We start from the raw sequence: 16,982 nt of genomic DNA, 5'->3' as shown, positions 1-16,982 counted from the left end.
AGGTCAGGCTATCGGTGGCGGAACGTTATTGAACAGTTCAGCTACTTCTTCAACTGATGAGGCAGCGGCCCATGCAGCCATACCTTTTTTCCAGATCATGCTCTCCCTGCTTAATGCTCCGCTGCTAACCATGGCATTGATATCGTTGATTGAGTGTGGCCCGTCAGATTTTCCGTCTTTTACAATATGGTATTGAACGCCGGCAGCGGGTGGCGGCGGCGGTGTATCAGCACCAGTATTATTAGGTGTAACCTGGTTTTGCTGAAAGATATTGCCAACCTGCCCCATCATAGCGGCGCCAACACCCAGGCCCATACCTGCTGCCCCTAAATTCCCTCCGATAGTGTTTTCGGCAGATTTTTCAATGGCATTGGCCGCCTGGAATTGCGCATAAGCACCCAGGTTGCCCAGTATGCCCATTTCGCTGCGTTTGTCAAGCACCTGCTCAACTTCGGGTGGAAGGGAGATGTTTTCAACCAGTAATTTGGTAAGGTTCAGGCCAAGTTCGGCAAAATCGGGCTGGATAGATTCAGTTATGAATTTCCCCATTTCATTGTAGTTGGCCGCCAGGTCAAGCACGTTAATTTTTGATTCGGCTACGGCATCCATCCCTCGGGATACAACGGTGTTGCGCAACTGTTCATTGATATCTTCAATAACAAAGTCGGGGTTGGTAGCGGATATTTCGGCAATGAATTTTTTTGGCTCCTGAACCTTAAAATTGAACGAGCCGAATGCCCTCAGCCTCACAGGGCCAAACTCGGCGTCGCGGATCATGACCGGATTTTTGGTACCCCATTTTTGATTGGTGAACTGGCGCAGGCTCACAAAAAACACATCAACCTTAAACGGGCTTTCAAAGCCGTATTTCCAGCTCATTAAAGTTGTTAGCAGTGGCATGTTTTGAGTTTGAAGCTCATAGGTACCGGGAGCATACACGTCGGCAATGCGCCCCTCGTTCATGAAAACTGCTGCCTGCGATTCGCGTACAATGAGTTTAGCTCCCATTTTAATGGCATTATCATGGCGTGGAAATTTCCATACAAGTGTATTTTGTGTGGTATCAACCCACTCTATTACATCTATAAATTCATTACGAAGGATATTGAACAGGCCCATATTTTGATATAAGGTTTTAAATAATGATTAAATATGTAAAAAAAACAGATAGTTAAATGTGGTTCCGGTTAATTATTTTATCCTTTCAATTTTGCATAAAACAAAAAACGGGCACTAATCAATTGACTAATGCCCGGCTCAAATGTTACAAATTCAACTAAATTATGGTACTATCTTATCAAGTGCAGGTATATTGGTTTCAGAACCAGAATAACCTTTGCTTTGGTTAATATGCCCATTTACATTCAGGTCGATCTCGCTTTGCGGGATAGGCCATAACACGTGGTATGGCGAAATGGTGAAGTGATTACCCGAGTTGGTTACAACGTTAGGGTTTTTGTAAAAATCGTTCTTCTCCATGATCCTGTCATAAAAAAAGTTGTTTGTTGAAAAATTGGCCACGTTGTAGCTTTTTCCGTTGTATGCAGGAATCCCTGTTTGTGCAAAGATGTAAGCAATACGGGTAAGCTCGGTTTTACGGGGCTCTTCCCAGTACAGTTCCCTTTGGCGTTCGTCAAGAATGGTGCCTATGTTCACACTGCCTGCATCGGTTAATAATTGTGCATTAGCGCGTGCCCTTACTTTGTTGATGTCATCCATAGCAAGGCCGGTTTGACCTTTCCATACATAGGCTTCGGCTCGCAGCAAATAGGTTTCGGCTAAACGGAATACATACCAGTCGGTATTGGTACCGCGCGGCGGGCTCCACCATTTATCAAGCGCAATAGGGCCCGAACCAATGAATACCTTGTAGTGCGGCCAGCCAAACCATGCGCGGATGGTATCTTTGGCCCCATTCAGGAAACGCTGGTTTACGTTAGCATCAGTATATTGTTCAAGGTGCTTACCATACCACGCAGGATCAGATGTTTTAATAGCCGGACTGTTGTAAACCAAATCGGTCATGTTCATCCAGTTTCCGGGAGCGTGCCTCAAATCGGTATTATCTGTCCAGATGTATTTGGTGGCATATGGGGTGCCGCGTAAACGGCCGATGCCACGACCATACCAAAGCGTAAGCGGAAACTCTTCGGTAACCTTATCTGAAATACCCGGTTTAAGCGCGCCGGGAGTAAGGATAGTACCATTATGCCACATCGGTACGCAGTTTCTCATCACCTGCGATCCGTTTGGTGTAGCACCGTCAAGTGTTTCGCGGTCAAGTACTACATACAAAGCTTCGGCATTGGTTCCTAACGCTTTGTTTTCAGGACGGTGAAGGTCCCAGATGATGTTTTTTGAAGCATCGCCTGCTACGATACCAAAGCGATTGGTCATGAGGTGGTATGGGCCGTTAATAGCAACGTTACATGCTGCTATAGCATCGTCAAATAAACCAAGCGCAAGATCAACCTTGGCTAAAAGGTGGGCAGCACCACCTTTTGAAATGTCGCCTTTGGCGTTTGCATCGGTAAGGTTAGCTACCGCAAACTCCAGGTCGGTTTTCATTTGCTTGAGGATAACAATACGTTGCGTACTAAAGTAACCTGTATTTACAGCGGTTTCTTCTTTAAGCAGCAGGGGCACATCGCCAAACTCATGTACCAAACGATAGTAACGGTAAGCCCGGTGAAATAATGCCGTAGCCTTCACCAGGTTTTTATCTGCATCTGACGGCCACTTGATGTTATCTATCCTCGATAAAATAACGTTACAGTCGTGGATGCCCTGGTACCACGCGCTCCAGTAGCGGCCTATTTTATTATAGTCGTCGCTGTTTAGGTTGGCGGTAGGGGTGATACGCGCGTTAAGGTCTTGCGCTGGTGTCGTTTTATCCGTAGTGCCCTCAACGGCGGCATCTGTAAAAATTGATTCGGTAAGCAATGGTGCCGAATCGCCGAAGTATTCAAACCTAACGCTTACGTTTAGCGTTGCCAAAGCAGCTTTAAATGCAGCGGGCGAGGTGTAAGTTACGTCGGGTGTAAATTTTGAAGGTGCCTGCGGATATAGGTCAGCCCGCTTGGTACATCCTCCGGTTATAAATATAGTTGCCGCTGTTAAAGCCGCAGCCATGATGTTTTTGTTTATCTTATTCATGTATTAAAATCCCTTCTTTAAAAAACTACGTTAAACCCGGCTGATAAATATCTTGGAGTAGGGCCGCCATTTTGGGGGTCCCAAAGCGGCCAGCTTGAAAACACAGCGGCATTGCTTGCGTTCACGAAAATTTTGGCGCTTGATATGCCTACACGTTTGATTAGTTGCGGGCTGAAAGTATAGCCGATAGAAGCGGTTTGTAACCTTACAAACGAAGCTTTGCGCCAAACGTTGATAGTAGTGCCTGATGAACCTGAGTTTAAGCGGGCGTAATCATCAATCTGGTTATCGGGTGTCCAGTAAGGTAACACATATGAGTTCATACGTGCAAAGCCTACGCTGCCCGGATTATTCAAAGCCTGGTTATATTGCCTTAACTGGCCAATGCTTGATACCAGCAGGAACGATAAATCAAAGTGTTTGAGGAAATTGAAATCGTTACGTAACGACCAGCTGAAGCTTGGGTTTTGCGAACCCAGAAATTGCTTATCATCGTTAGTGAACTTAAAGTCGCCATTTACATCCTGTAGTTTAAAGTCGCCGGGCTTGGCTCCGTATTTGGCAGCCTCGTCGGCTTCGGTAGTTTTCCATACGCCCTGAATTTTGTAGTCCCAAACGGCGTTGATATCATGACCAATAAACCAGCCGTTACCTATATCATCTTTTTCGACATTGGTGGTAACGCCATTGGCATCAGTAACCGGGAATGCGCCGTACAGGTGAACGATCTTATTGCGGTTAAGGAAGAAAGTACCACTGGCATTCCAGTTAAAGTTTTCACTTTTCAGGATCTTGCCATCCAATGAAATTTCAAAGCCTTTATTGTTAACCTGGCCTATGTTGGTATACGGGTTGGAATTGTTAGCACCACCAACCAGATCGCCAGATGAATTATAGCCCTGAACGTCAAGAATACTGCGTTTTACCAGCAGGTCGGTAGTTTTACGGTCGTAAACATCTATCGAACCGCTGAGCCTGTTGTGCAATATGGTGAAATCAAGACCGATGTTCGGGCCCACAGTACGTTCCCATTTTAACTGGGCATTTTGTAAAGTGCTTACATAAATACCGCTGTTATTGGTAACGGTGCCCGAATTGTTTGCAGTTGGATATTTAATACCGCCTAAAACAGCTAATGAAATTGATGGATCGGCAGTGGTTGTTGAAGTACGGTTACCGTTGGCACCATAGCTGAAACGTAATTTACCATAGTCAAGCCATTTAAATGCGTCGCCTTTCATGAAGCTTTCGTCGGTAAACGTCCATGCCACAGCAGCAGATGGGTATACCTGGCGGGGGTGCTGTAAACCAAAGGCCGAAAAGCCGTCCCGGCGTACAGTTGCAGTTAAAGTATAGCGACCTAAAAGGGTATAATTGATACGGCCCATGATAGCGTCGGCGTTATAAATGCGGTCGTCACTGCTTTCAACAGGCAAAGTACCTGCACCAATGTTGTGGTAACCCAAAATGTCGGTTGGGGTTAATTGCGTATTTGATGCATTGGTATACCATGTTGAGTATTTTTCTTTGTTAAGCAGGAAGGTAGCGTCAAAGCTGTGGATACCGAAGCTTTTGTTCCAGCTCAATATATTATCAAGGTTGTACCTGTAACGGTTTTCCTGTGTGCGGATAGCGGTACCACCCGAAAGCTCATTAGGGTTGGCTACCGGACGGAAAAAGGCGTTTCTGTACGATTCGATAGTTGGCGCATAATTCACAGTATACTTAATGCCGAACGGAAGATCCAGTCGTGCAAAAAGCACTGAGAACAAAGTGTTTTGAATAGCCACGTTTTGATTATAGCGATTACCCAGGAAAGGGTTACGCTGATTTAAACCACTGTCGTCGGTATCGATACGGCGCAATGAGCCGTCGGCGTTGTACATGTCGCCGTAAGGAGATGAATTAATGATCTGGGTCCAGTCGGCTTCTGTATTGTCAATAGCCTGACCGCTTAGCGATGTGCTGGCTGCACCTTCATCGCGGCTTGCAAACTGCGCATTTACGCCCAATGTTAAAAATTTAGCTGCTTTGCCCTCCAGGTTTACGCGGAAACGCCCGTCGGTATACTGGCCGCCCTGTATCAGGTTCTGGTTTTTAGTATAGTTGCCTGATACGTAGTATTTAACAGTTTCTGAACTTCCTGAAAAGCTGCCGGTATAATCCTGGCGGAAACCATTACGGAATATCAGTTTCGACCAGTCGGTCATTTTACCGGCCTGGTAGTTAGCAATTTCGTTAGGGAATAATCCTAAACGCTGCAGCCAGATGGTGGCAGGATCGCCTGTAGCTCCGTTAAGAAACTGGGCAAGCGTAACGCCATCCGGCAAATTGCTGGGGTTGCTGTAGTAATAATAGGGGTTTGAAGTATTGGAACTGCGGGCTCCGTCGGCACGCCAGTTAAGAAAGCCGTCGCCTGTGTAATATTTTTGATTTTGTAATAATTGAGCGATACCAAAGTTGGCATTTAAGGTGATCTGTGTGCCGCCTTTTTTGCCTTTTTTGGTAGTGATGGCCACTACACCACCTGCTGATTGCGCACCGTATACTGCAAGCGCGCTTGGGTCGCGGAGTACGTCAACACGGTCAATATCGTTAGGGTTGATATCAGCTAACTGACCGGGATAAATAACACCGTCTAACACGATAACAGGCTGAACGTTGCCCGAAAGAGAGGCTTTGCCCCTGATCTGCAAATCGCCTGTACCGCCGCCTTTAGCTGAGGTGTTCAGGGCAACCGAAATACCGGGGATATTACCCCTGATAATATCAGTAGCGCTTGCAGGGTGTTCGTTCTCCAACTTTTCGGCTTTAATACTGCTAATGGCACCCGTAACATCTTTTACTGCACGTGTACCGTAGCCTATTACAACAACTTCTTCCAGTTGTTTATTGGCATCGGCCAGTGTTACATCAATTGTAGTACGGCCTTTAACTTGTTGCTCCTGCGTGGCTGAGCCTACAAAGCTGAATACCAGGGTAGCATTACTATTTGCGGTAATTGAATAGCTGCCTTTAATATCCGTAACGGTTACGGCATTTGTTGATTTATTTTTTACAGTGGCACCAGGTATTGGCAGACCCTGGCTGTCTTTAACAATACCTTTTACCGTAATATCCTGCGCAAAGGACCTCGTTAGTATTGTGATAAGTAAAACAAAAATTAGCGTAATTTTTTTCTTCATAATTAATTGCTGTTTAGTTGGTTAAGCAGCCGTGGCTGCCGGAAAGGGCTATTGGCAAACCTGGTTTACACAATAGCGGTACAGGTAAGTGCTGCGGCGCGATCTTTACTTCATCATTAAGCGATTTGTTGGTTAAGCGTATTACTAATTGGTAATTGGTGGGGTAAAGTTAACGTGGAATAAACTAAAAAAACAATAGGTGAAGATTTGTAAGTTATTGATTTTAAGATATTTAAATCAATTTTGATACGTTTTGATAACGAGAAACTCAAACGTTGAAGTGGCGTATTTACAGCAGGTTACACCCTGTTGATTTTTGCAGCTGATACGCTTTATGAACAAGAAAAAAAAGTGAAAATAATTTGAAAAATGACAATTGAGGGGATTGTGAGGAGGATAAAACCAGCCCTGTTGCAACAGAAATAAGGTTTTGGGGATAGAAATGGGGGAGCGACTGTCTTGTTAAAGGATGGAAATCGCTACTGAAAAGCCAATACGTTCCTTACAAGGGAATTAGTCAATGAAATTATTGATAATGCAAAGGGAGCTGTCAGCTCAGGGTCTCTTGCCGATTTAAGTTAACCTACAAAATCGATAGTCAAATTGGGTAAAAAGCGTGAGTTGAGCCCCTCTGGGGCTCGGGTAAGGGATGGATGTTTTTTTCTACAAACCTTTTCCCCCTCTGGGGGATTTTTATAGTTTGATAAACATGTATTAATTGAGATATGCTTAAGGACAGGTGCACCAGAGGTATAAAAGGTTTGTAGCGTGTAAAATTATGGTAATATCCTTTGCCCCAGAGGGGCAAAACAAGTCGCTTTGCTGATTACACAAAAAAACAATTTCGTGGGTTAACCTAAATCCATGAAAAACCCTGAGGGGACATAAATATTAGTGTCGAAACACGCCAAATGTGTCTGTTGAAAGTCTTTGTAATGCACAATAATCACATCACCAGCACTGTCCAGCCCTGCTGATCATTCTTCTTGCGCGATTTTTTCTTTTCCTGCAGTACCTTTTTTATGCGGATGGCATAGGTCCAGCAGGTGCTTTGCCTGATATCGAGCTTTTCGGAAAGCTGGTGCGATGAGATAGTACCGTTGGTGCTGTAAATCAGATATGTAAGATAAAATGCCTTGTTGATGGGAATTCGGCTATTTTGAAATATGGTATTATGCAGTGCCGATTCTTCATAACTGCATTTGGTACACCGACGGCTGTGAGGCAGTCGTCCGGCACAATGGGTTGTATTTGAACACCGGGTGCAAATAAAGCCATCCTTCCATTTTAAAGCCGACAGGAATTTAAAGCAGGTTTCCTGGTCGGGGTATTTGGCACTGAATTCCTCATAGCCCAGCTCGGTAGATAACGCGCGCGATTCGGTAACTTTTTCAATATTAGTTTTTAGCTGAACGTTGTCTTTTTCAAGTAAAACATTCATCCTTAATATTTCGCCGGCTTGTTTTTCCAATTGCAGGTTGGCCTTCAATAGCTCCGTGTTTTGGTTTTCGATGATCTGGCTTTGTTGCCTTACCTCGTTCGATTTTTCGACCAATTCACGCGTGCGAACCCGCACCTGCCGTTCCAGCTCTTCATTGATCGAATCCTGTAGCTGACTGTTCAGCTGCATCTGTCGTATGGTTTCCTCATGGGCCGCATCCTTTTCTTTTCGTAAAACCCTTACCTGGTCGCCAATGGCAAAGGATAATAGTACCATCTCAATAATAAAGCAAAAACTGAGGCTGTAGTAACTTATTGGAGCCGGTAAAAAATAGGTATAGCCAAGGGCGGTAAGCGCTTTAACTATAAAACCTACAAACAGCACCGAATAAGCCAAAACAAAGAAACGGGCTGCTTTATAGCCATTTTTATAAATATAAAGACCGGTAGCAAAGGCCAGCGACAACGGAATTACCTCAACAAACTTGTATACAAACAACGATTTGTTGAAGATAAGGCAATATAAAAAGTAAACAGTGCGCAGCAATATCACATAATTGATCGCCCTGTTAAATTGCGCAGCTTTGTCTTTAACCTGTAGTAGCTCCTTGCTGAATACCAGTGCGCAAATGCTTATAAAATATAGGGAAATGCCGTTTCCGTAGTGGTTTAAGCCCGGGGTTCCCGGCCATAAATACTGAAATGCAATGCCATCGGCACTCATTTCATAAAGGCCCACACTTAATATGTAAAATACGTAGTACAGGTATTGTTTCTTTTTAACCGCCAGGAACATGAGCAGGTTATGGAAACAAAAAATAAGGATCATGCCATAAAACAGGCCGTAAGTTAAATACTCATTAAGTGCATAATGGATGAAGTAATTAATGGTACGATAAACTATAATAACGTTAACCGCATTGTGTGATTTTATCTTGAAATAATAGGTATGATAGCCGGGTTGGGTATCGCCAATTAAAAATTCAAAGTTTTTATGATGAAAAAGCCTGCTGCTAAAGTCAAGATTAGCACCCGATTCACTTTTGATGTAATCACCCGCTGTGTTGGGCATGTAAGCCGTTACCTCGTCGGTGGTTTGATCAAATAGCTCAATGATGCTGTTGTTGTTTAGCGGCTCGCTGAAATACATCCGCACCTGGAACCAGTATGTAGAGTTTTTATGATGATTACTGGGATAATATGAGCTGTTTTCGGTAAAGGCCGAACTCATTTTCTGTATATCCTGAAATGTGAGCTGCCCGGTACTATCCTGCAGGTATTTTACCTCGTTGAGGGTAAACTTGTGTTGCTGAATATTTTTATCAATCCTGAGTACATTTTGCGCACGTGAAGTGAGGCCCCACAGGCACAAATAAAAAACAAATAAATACTTAGTCAATGCAGGTAAATGTTTAATCAAATGTTTTTAATAAATAGCATCACCCGCCGTAGTTATGCAATCATTTAATTATGAATGATAATTGCGTGTCCACTTTTTGGGTGATGGGTGCGTACAACAAATGTTTATTAAGAACCGGTTTATAATCTCCCAAATATAATTAATTGTTAATTATATGTCGTTAATGGCTGCGTTATTTCTTCGTGCTTTTAATTGGCTTTTGCTACGTAGTTATAGCCGCCGCACAAAAACAAGATAAAATTTGCGAATGAAAGCCTGTTACATTTTGATACCTTTGAAAGCAACCAGTTATTGATTATACGGCTAATGTTTCAGCGATTAAAGGCCTTTTTGCTTATTTCTTTTTTGTGCTTGTGTTTGGCAACCTTTGCAAAAGGCCCTGAGTTTCCGGTTAAATATTTAGGTATTGAAGATGGCCTTTCAAATAATGCTGTAACCTGCATAACGCAGGATAAATATGGCTTTATATGGATGGGGACTTATGACGGGCTTAACCGTTATGACGGCTACGCTTTTAAAGTTTTCCGGAACATCTGGGATGATAAAAATTCTCTTGTCAATAATCACATCAAATCCATCAACGCCTGCGGCGGAAGAATATATGTAGGGACTGAAAAAGGACTGATGTATTTTGATTATGCTGATTCCCGCTTTCACGCACTTTATTGTTACAATGAAAAACATCAGACGGTTAAAATTAAGTTTAACATCAACGAAATAGTTGCCGACCGGGCAGGGAATATCTTCGCTACTAACGGTACATACGGATTCCTGAAATTTGGTAAAACTGATACTATTGGCAAAGAGATATTTTATGATGTTAGTAAACCGCGGTTTAACACGCTTGCCACCCGGATGGATAGCCGGGGTACGGTTTGGGTGCTGGTTAGCGGAGCCGGACTTGGCAGGTACGATGCGGCTACCGACAAGATAAAAATAGTAGCGCCCGAACTGGCAAATGCTGGTTGTATAACTATTGATGGAAAAGGGAAGGTAATTGCCGGCCTGGGCAACGAATTGTTTATGTATGATCCCATCACCCTGAAAACAACGAAGCTTGATATAGGAATTAATAATTTATCAGGTAATAGCATTTTTAACCTGGCTACCACAAAAAACGGCGATATCTGGGTTACCACAAATGGCGGGGGCATTAAGGTTTGGAATCCTGCTACTAACAACATTACTTATATCACTGCCGGCGAAACGCCCAATAGTTTACGCAGCGGTGCGGTCGACGCTGTTTATGAGGACGATGAATCCCGCATTTGGGTAGCTACCTTAAGGGGCGGAGTAAACATTATTGACCGCAAGCCGGCATCATTTCATTTATTTGCACATGATGCCTTTAATAAAAATAGCGTCATCAATAATTTTATCCTGTCGTTTTGTGAAGATAAGCAACACAATGTTTGGGTTGGTACCGATGGCGGCGGATTAAATTACTGGAACACCCACACCAATACATTTAAAGCTTATACACATCAAAATACTCCGGGAACCATAAGCAGCAATTTTGTTGTAAGTATTTTAAACGATTATACCAGCAAAATATGGGTAGCAACCTTTAACGGGGGCATTGATGCATTTGATAATGCAACCGGGCAGTTTAAACATTATAACTGCTATAACCCGGTAGATAAAAAAGAGGAACGGAATTTTTGGAAACTGTACGAAGATTCCAGTCACCGGTTGTGGGCCGGGAGTACCTGGGGTGGCGCTTTGTTTTTATACAATCGCGCTAAAGATCAGTTTGAACTTTTTGATAACAGCCTTGTAAATATCCATGCGCTTTTTGAGGATCATGCTGGTAATTTATGGGCCGGAAATTATACCAGTCTCGTTAAAATTGATGTTCAGCATAAAAAACACCAGGTTTATTTTATTGGGCAAGCTATCAGGGCCATTACCGAAGATAATAAACACAATTTTTGGGTTGGTACCGAAGGCGGGGGCTTACTGCAATATGATATCAACAGCCATCAATATAAAAGATACACCGAATCGGCAGGATTACCCAGCAATACTATCCTGAACATATTGGTGGATAACAAAGGCAATTTATGGTGCAGTACTTATAACGGTCTTTCTAATTTTAACGTAACAACAAAAAAGATCACCAATTACAATGCATCCGACGGATTGCAAAGCAACCAGTTTAATTATAATGCGGCGCTGAAACTGGCATCCGGTAAAATGCTTTTCGGCGGTATAAAAGGGTTTAACCTTTTCTCGCCCGATAGCATTGCCCCATATGCACACCAGCCCAGGCTCATGCTCTCTGATTTTAAAATAAACAACGTATCAATTGAGCTCGACAGTGCGTATGAGCAGGGGCAGCCGTTAAATGAATTAAAAAAAGTGACCATCCCGTTTAGCCAGGCTACACTAAACGTTAGCTATACGGCACTTGAATACTCTTTTCCTGAAAAAATATCTTACGCTTACTATCTCGAAGGCTGGGATCATGACTGGAATTACGTGGGTAAACTAAAGTCGGCTTATTTTTCCCGCCTTAACGAGGGTACTTATATCCTTAAGATAAGGGCTACAAATACAGAAGGACAGTGGACAGCTGCGCCTATTGCTATTAAGATAATTGTTTTACCTCCCTGGTACCGCACATGGTGGGCCTTTTTGGTGTATCTGTCATTAATAATAGCTATAGGTTACGCATTTTACAGGTACAGGTTAAATCAGGCCCGCCTCAGGTTTAAAGTAAAGCTGGCCAACCTGCAGGTTGAAAAGGAAAAGGAACTTAATGAAAAGAAACTGACTTTCTTTACCAATGTGTCGCACGAGTTCAGGACGCCGTTAACGCTTATTATTAACCCGATAAAAGACCTCCTTAATCAAAGTAAAGGTAATACTGAAGAGCTGAGCACAATTTACCGCAATGCGCGCCGCCTGCTTGGTTTGGTTGATCATTTACTCCTTTTCAGAAAAACGGAAAGTGAAAACGCGCAGCTGAAAGTGAGCAAACTAAACTTTGTGAGCCTGTGTAACGAGGTTTATTCATGCTTTATTCAGCAGGCTAAAATTAAGCACCTTACTTATACTCTTGAGCGCGGGGCTGAAAACATTGAGGTATACTGTGATCTGGAAAAGATAGAAATAGCGCTGTTTAACCTTATTTCGAACGCTGTAAAATTTACTCCCGACCATGGTTCTATCCGTATTATAATTGAGCAGGACGATGTTCACGTGTATTTTAGGGTGATTGATAATGGCGTAGGCATAAATGCAGAGGCCGGGGACAGGCTATTCGATAAATTTTACCAGGGCAAGGATAAAAACTATTTCCGCAAGGGTTTTGGTATTGGCTTATACCTGGTTAAGGTTTTTATTGAAAGTCATAAAGGCAACATCAGTTACTTTAACAATCCGGATGGTGGTACCACATTTGTGCTTGCTTTGCCAAAGGGGAAGGCCCATTTTTCCGGCGATATCATAACTGAAGACCTTGTGCCGGATTATACCTACGTAAATGAGCTTATTGATGACAACAACAAAGATGTCATCCCCGAAGAAGAAGGTTTGATAGCATCAGAATTATTTAGTTCGGCCAGGCATACCCTTATCGTAATTGATGACAATGATCAGATCCGTGCATATATCAAAAAGATTTTTACCCCCGGGTACAATGTAATTGAGGCTCAAAATGGAGCAACGGGCCTTGAACTTATTAAAAAGCACATCCCTGATGTAATTATAAGCGATATTGTAATGGATGGTATCAGCGGGCTTGATCTGTGCCGGATTGTAAAGGAAGATCAGGCCATTAACCACATCCCTGTTATTCTTTTAACAGGTGATACAACGCCCGATATCATGCTGAAAAGTATGGAAGAAGGCGCTATTGATTTTTTACGGAAGCCTTTTGATAAAGAATTGCTTATTGCACGCGTAAAAAGTGTGCTGCGCAATAAAACCGAACTTCAAAACTATTTTTATAAAGAGGTAACCAAAAGAAGTAGCGGTCGGAGTATATCTCAGCAAAACAAAGATTTTCTGAATAATTGTATTTCGGTGATTGAGCACCGTTTTACTGATGATCAGTTTGATGTAGATGTGCTGGCAAAAGAGATAGGCATAAGCTATGCTACGTTATTTAAGCGGCTTAAAAGTATCACGGGGCAATCGGTCAATAATTTTATCCGGTTTGTGCGCCTGCGTAAAGCTGCCGAATTATTGATCCAAACCAATTGTAATGTTAACGAGGCCGCGTTTCAGGTTGGCTTCAGCGATGTGAAATATTTTCGCGAGCAATTCTTTAAGCAATACGGCAGCAACCCTTCTGATTTTATCAAAAAACACCGCGCCAGTTTTCAAATTTCGTACCGGATGAACGAGTTTGAAAAAAACTCTTCTAAATAATCCTGCCTTCATCTGGCAGATGAATCATTATGGGAAAAGTATGTTTGAAAAAAAATAAGAGTGAATTTGACACTTATTTTCTCGCGTATTCTACAAAAACTATCAAACAGGCGTGTTTTTGTATATTTTGACCCCGGCAATTTATAGTTTTACCCCTCTCTCGTAATGCCAAATTCCGCTTATTTCGTTTCAACCGACAGGCAATGATCAGCACCTGTTTTTTATTGCCGGCAAATTATAAACGAAAACAAATGCTATGAGAATTTCAAAAATGCACAATTGGATAACTCCTGTTGTGGTGTTAAACCGCCCGGGATAAGCTCGGCTTATTACCCGAATTCCTAAATCAAATGAACCCAATAAACCCAATTAAATTATGAAATATAGATTTACTCTCTTAAACAGTTTTTCCGTATGGCTTTTGATGATAATGCTGACAGGCATTACGCAGGTGGCCAGCGCACAAACAAAAATCAATGTAAAAGGCGTTGTAAAAGATGCCACAGGTAGTGTACTGCCGGGGGCAACTGTAAACATTCAGGGTACCACCCAGGCAACTACAACTGATACTAACGGTGCTTTTAAAATTGAAGTAGCCGAAGGCTCAACATTAAGGATCTCGTTTGTAAGCATGGTTCCCAAAACCATAGTAGTTACTAAAAACACCGCCACATTAAACATAGTACTTGAAGATAACAACAAGCAGCTTAATGAAGTAGTGGTAGTAGGTTACGGTACTCAGAAAAGATCGGATGTTACAGGTTCTGTTACAACGGTACCTAAAACCCGCTTATCGCAATTACCTGTTACCAATGTGCTGCAGGCCGTTGAAGGAGCAGTTGCGGGTGTTACTGTAACAACTTCGTCTTCTATACCAGGCCGCCAGCCATCTGTTACTGTAAGGGGGCAAAATTCAATCTCCGCTGCTTCGGGCCCTTTTGTGGTGGTTGATGGAATACCGCTCACCAAAAGCGGCGGTTCACTTAATGATATTAATCCAAACGATATAGCATCTATGGAGATCCTGAAGGATGCATCGGCCGTGGCTATTTATGGTGCTAACGGTTCGCAGGGTGTTATCCTGATCACTACAAAACGTGGTACTACCGGTAAGCCGGTTATCCGCTACAATGGTTACGCGGGTTATGAAAACCTTAGTCATATTCTTGAACCGCGCGACCCGGCTTCGTTTACACAAAAGTTTCTTGATTACGAGTCGCAAAATCACCTTACCCAGCAATTTCCGGAGCCGGTATATAATAACACTGAAAGGGCAAATTACGCGGCAGGGCGCACCATTGATTGGGTGAAGGAAGTTACCCAGCAAGGTTTTATGCAAGATCATAACCTGAGTGTAACAGGTGGCTCACCAGATGTTAAATACTTTTTATCAGGTGATTACCTGAAACAAAAAGGTGTAATAAAAGGCTACCAATATAACCGTGCAAGCGTACGTTCAAACTTAGATGTAAACGTAACCAGTTTCCTGAGCGTAGGTGCCAATTTGTATTTTGCTAATAACAACTATGACGGCGGCAGGGCAAACTTACTTAATGCCACAGCCATGAGCCCTTATGGTAACGTGTACAATGCCGATGGTACTTACACTATTTACCCAATGGCACCGGAGCAATTATACACCAACCCACTGCTCGGCTTAACTACCGATCAGATAAACCGAAGCGTAAACATCAGTGGCAACGGTTATGCCGAAGTGAAGTTTGGTGGTGTGCTTAAAGGTTTAAAATATCGCCTGAATGCCGGCTACACATATTTACCTACCCGCGTTGACAGTTACAGCGGTCGTTTGGCAAATACGCCTTTAGGCTCGGCCGCTGCATTAAGTTCAGAAACTAATAGCTACACGCTTGATAACCTTTTGCTTTACACCCGCGATTTTGGCAAGCACCGGATTGATTTTACCGGATTGTACAGTGCCCAGCAGCGTAAATACTTCACCTCGGGTATAGCCGGTACAGGTTATATCAATGATGAGCTGTCATTTAACCAGGTTGGTATTGGTGCAACGGTATCAGGTGCAACGGTAAATAATTCATTTTCGGGTACCTATTCAGACAGGTATGCGCTTAATTCGCAAATGGCGCGGTTAAATTACTCGTATGACAGCCGTTATTTAGCAACTATCACTGTACGGCGCGATGGATCATCTGTGTTTGGTGCTAATACATCAAAATATGGCTGGTTCCCTGTAGCAGCACTCGGCTGGAATGCATCTAATGAAGATTTTCTAAAAAACTCAAAGTTGATCAACAACTTAAAGCTTAGGGCATCATACGGTAAAACCGGTAACGAAGCTGTTAGTGTATACAGAACCATCACCTCTGATGGTACCGTAAGGTTTCCGTTTAATGGGGTAAGTTCGGTAGGTATACAGGCCAGTAACCTTGGTAATGGTAACCTGCATTGGGAAAGTACTAACCAGGCCAATATCGCAGCAGATTTTTCTGTGTTGAAAAGCCGCATTAACGGTACCGTTGAGTATTATGATTCAAGAACAACCGGGTTGTTGCTTAACCGCGCGTTACCATTGATAACCGGTTATAATGTGGTAGTTGATAACATTGGTAAAGTGGCTAATAAAGGTATTGAGGTAACCTTAAATACCCGCAATATCGACGGCAGGGATTTTAGATGGGAAAGTACTATCGTGTTTGCATCAAACAAAAATAAAATTGTTGCACTTTATGGCGATGGCAAAGATGATATCGGTAACAAATGGTTTATCGGCAAACCCATCAATGTGATATATGATTACAAAATGACAGGTGTTTGGCAAACGGGCGAAGATCCTTCTAAACAGGATCCGGTTGCTAAGCCCGGCGATTTGAAATTTGCCGATATCAACGGCGATGGTAAAATTACTGCCGATGGTGACAGGGTTGTATTGGGCCAGCAAGATCCTAAATGGACCGGTGGTTTAACCAATACTTTTCATTATAAGAATTTTAACCTGAGCATTTTTGTTCAAACGGCACAGGGCATGCTAAAAAACAATGCCGATTTAAATTATGCCGACGAATCGGGCAGAAGAAATACACCTGCAGAGGTTGGTTACTGGACGCCAACCAACAACAGTAACGAATTTCAGTCATTAACTTATACCAATACACGTGGTTATGGTTATCCGCGTAATGCCAGCTATACCCGCATTAAAGATGTGACCTTTAGCTACGTAGTTCCTCAAAGACTGCTTGATAAAGCAGGCATAAGCGGTTTAACCTTTTATTTGAGCGGCCGTAACCTGAAAACTTTTACCAACTGGATAGGATGGGACCCTGAGGCCAGTTACTCAACCAGAGGATCGGGCGACTGGACAAATAATTATCCTCAAACCCGTACAATCATTTTAGGTGCTAATATTTCTTTAAAATAAAGAACCCGTA

General features: G+C 42.9%; 6 protein-coding genes. 2 read left to right on the top strand and 4 right to left on the bottom strand.

The window, feature by feature from the left end; all coding sequences use genetic code 11:
* Positions 1-3 precede the first annotated feature (3 nt).
* The 4 genes from MTO98_RS22555 to MTO98_RS22540 form a co-directional block, all read right to left on the bottom strand.
* Positions 4-1,119: an SPFH domain-containing protein gene (locus MTO98_RS22555; protein WP_243481238.1), complete on the bottom strand. Its 1,116-nt coding sequence runs from the start codon at positions 1,117-1,119 to the stop codon at positions 4-6.
* A gap of 162 nt (positions 1,120-1,281) precedes the next feature.
* On the bottom strand, positions 1,282-3,156 hold the full coding sequence (locus MTO98_RS22550; RefSeq protein WP_243481237.1) for a RagB/SusD family nutrient uptake outer membrane protein: 1,875 nt from the start codon (positions 3,154-3,156) through the stop codon (positions 1,282-1,284).
* Between the two features lie 17 nt (positions 3,157-3,173).
* Positions 3,174-6,341 (bottom strand): SusC/RagA family TonB-linked outer membrane protein, encoded by a 3,168-nt coding sequence (locus MTO98_RS22545; protein ID WP_243481236.1) that lies wholly within the window; start codon positions 6,339-6,341, stop codon positions 3,174-3,176.
* Positions 6,342-7,287: 946 nt separating this feature from the next.
* The gene (locus MTO98_RS22540; protein ID WP_243481235.1) at positions 7,288-9,180 is read right to left on the bottom strand and encodes a 7TM diverse intracellular signaling domain-containing protein; all 1,893 of its coding nucleotides are present in this window, start codon (positions 9,178-9,180) and stop codon (positions 7,288-7,290) included.
* A gap of 378 nt (positions 9,181-9,558) precedes the next feature.
* On the opposite strand from MTO98_RS22540, the gene MTO98_RS22535 reads away from it, so the two are divergent.
* Positions 9,559-13,578, top strand: a complete 4,020-nt coding sequence (locus MTO98_RS22535; RefSeq protein ID WP_243481234.1) for a two-component regulator propeller domain-containing protein — start codon at positions 9,559-9,561, stop codon at positions 13,576-13,578.
* A 376-nt stretch (positions 13,579-13,954) separates the two neighbouring features.
* Positions 13,955-16,972 carry a TonB-dependent receptor gene (locus MTO98_RS22530; protein ID WP_243481233.1) on the top strand — a complete coding sequence of 1,006 codons (3,018 nt, stop codon included), beginning with the start codon at positions 13,955-13,957 and terminating at the stop codon, positions 16,970-16,972.
* The last annotated feature ends 10 nt before the right edge of the window (positions 16,973-16,982 follow it).

It is taken from the genome of Mucilaginibacter sp. SMC90, from assembly GCF_022811725.1.
Taxonomy (GTDB): Bacteria; Bacteroidota; Bacteroidia; order Sphingobacteriales; family Sphingobacteriaceae; genus Mucilaginibacter.
The sequence above is the reverse complement of the archived record's forward strand: the minus strand, read 5'-3'. Positions and strand labels throughout refer to the sequence as shown.

What these genes read in the sequence shown, in the direction of transcription:
- MTO98_RS22555 (WP_243481238.1), bottom strand. Translation starts at nt 1,119, where the DNA reads ATGGGCCTGTTCAATATCCTTCGTAATGAATTTATAGATGTAATAGAG.
- MTO98_RS22550 (WP_243481237.1), bottom strand. Translation starts at nt 3,156, where the DNA reads ATGAATAAGATAAACAAAAACATCATGGCTGCGGCTTTAACAGCGGCA.
- MTO98_RS22545 (WP_243481236.1), bottom strand. Translation starts at nt 6,341, where the DNA reads ATGAAGAAAAAAATTACGCTAATTTTTGTTTTACTTATCACAATACTA.
- MTO98_RS22530 (WP_243481233.1), top strand. Translation starts at nt 13,955, where the DNA reads ATGAAATATAGATTTACTCTCTTAAACAGTTTTTCCGTATGGCTTTTG.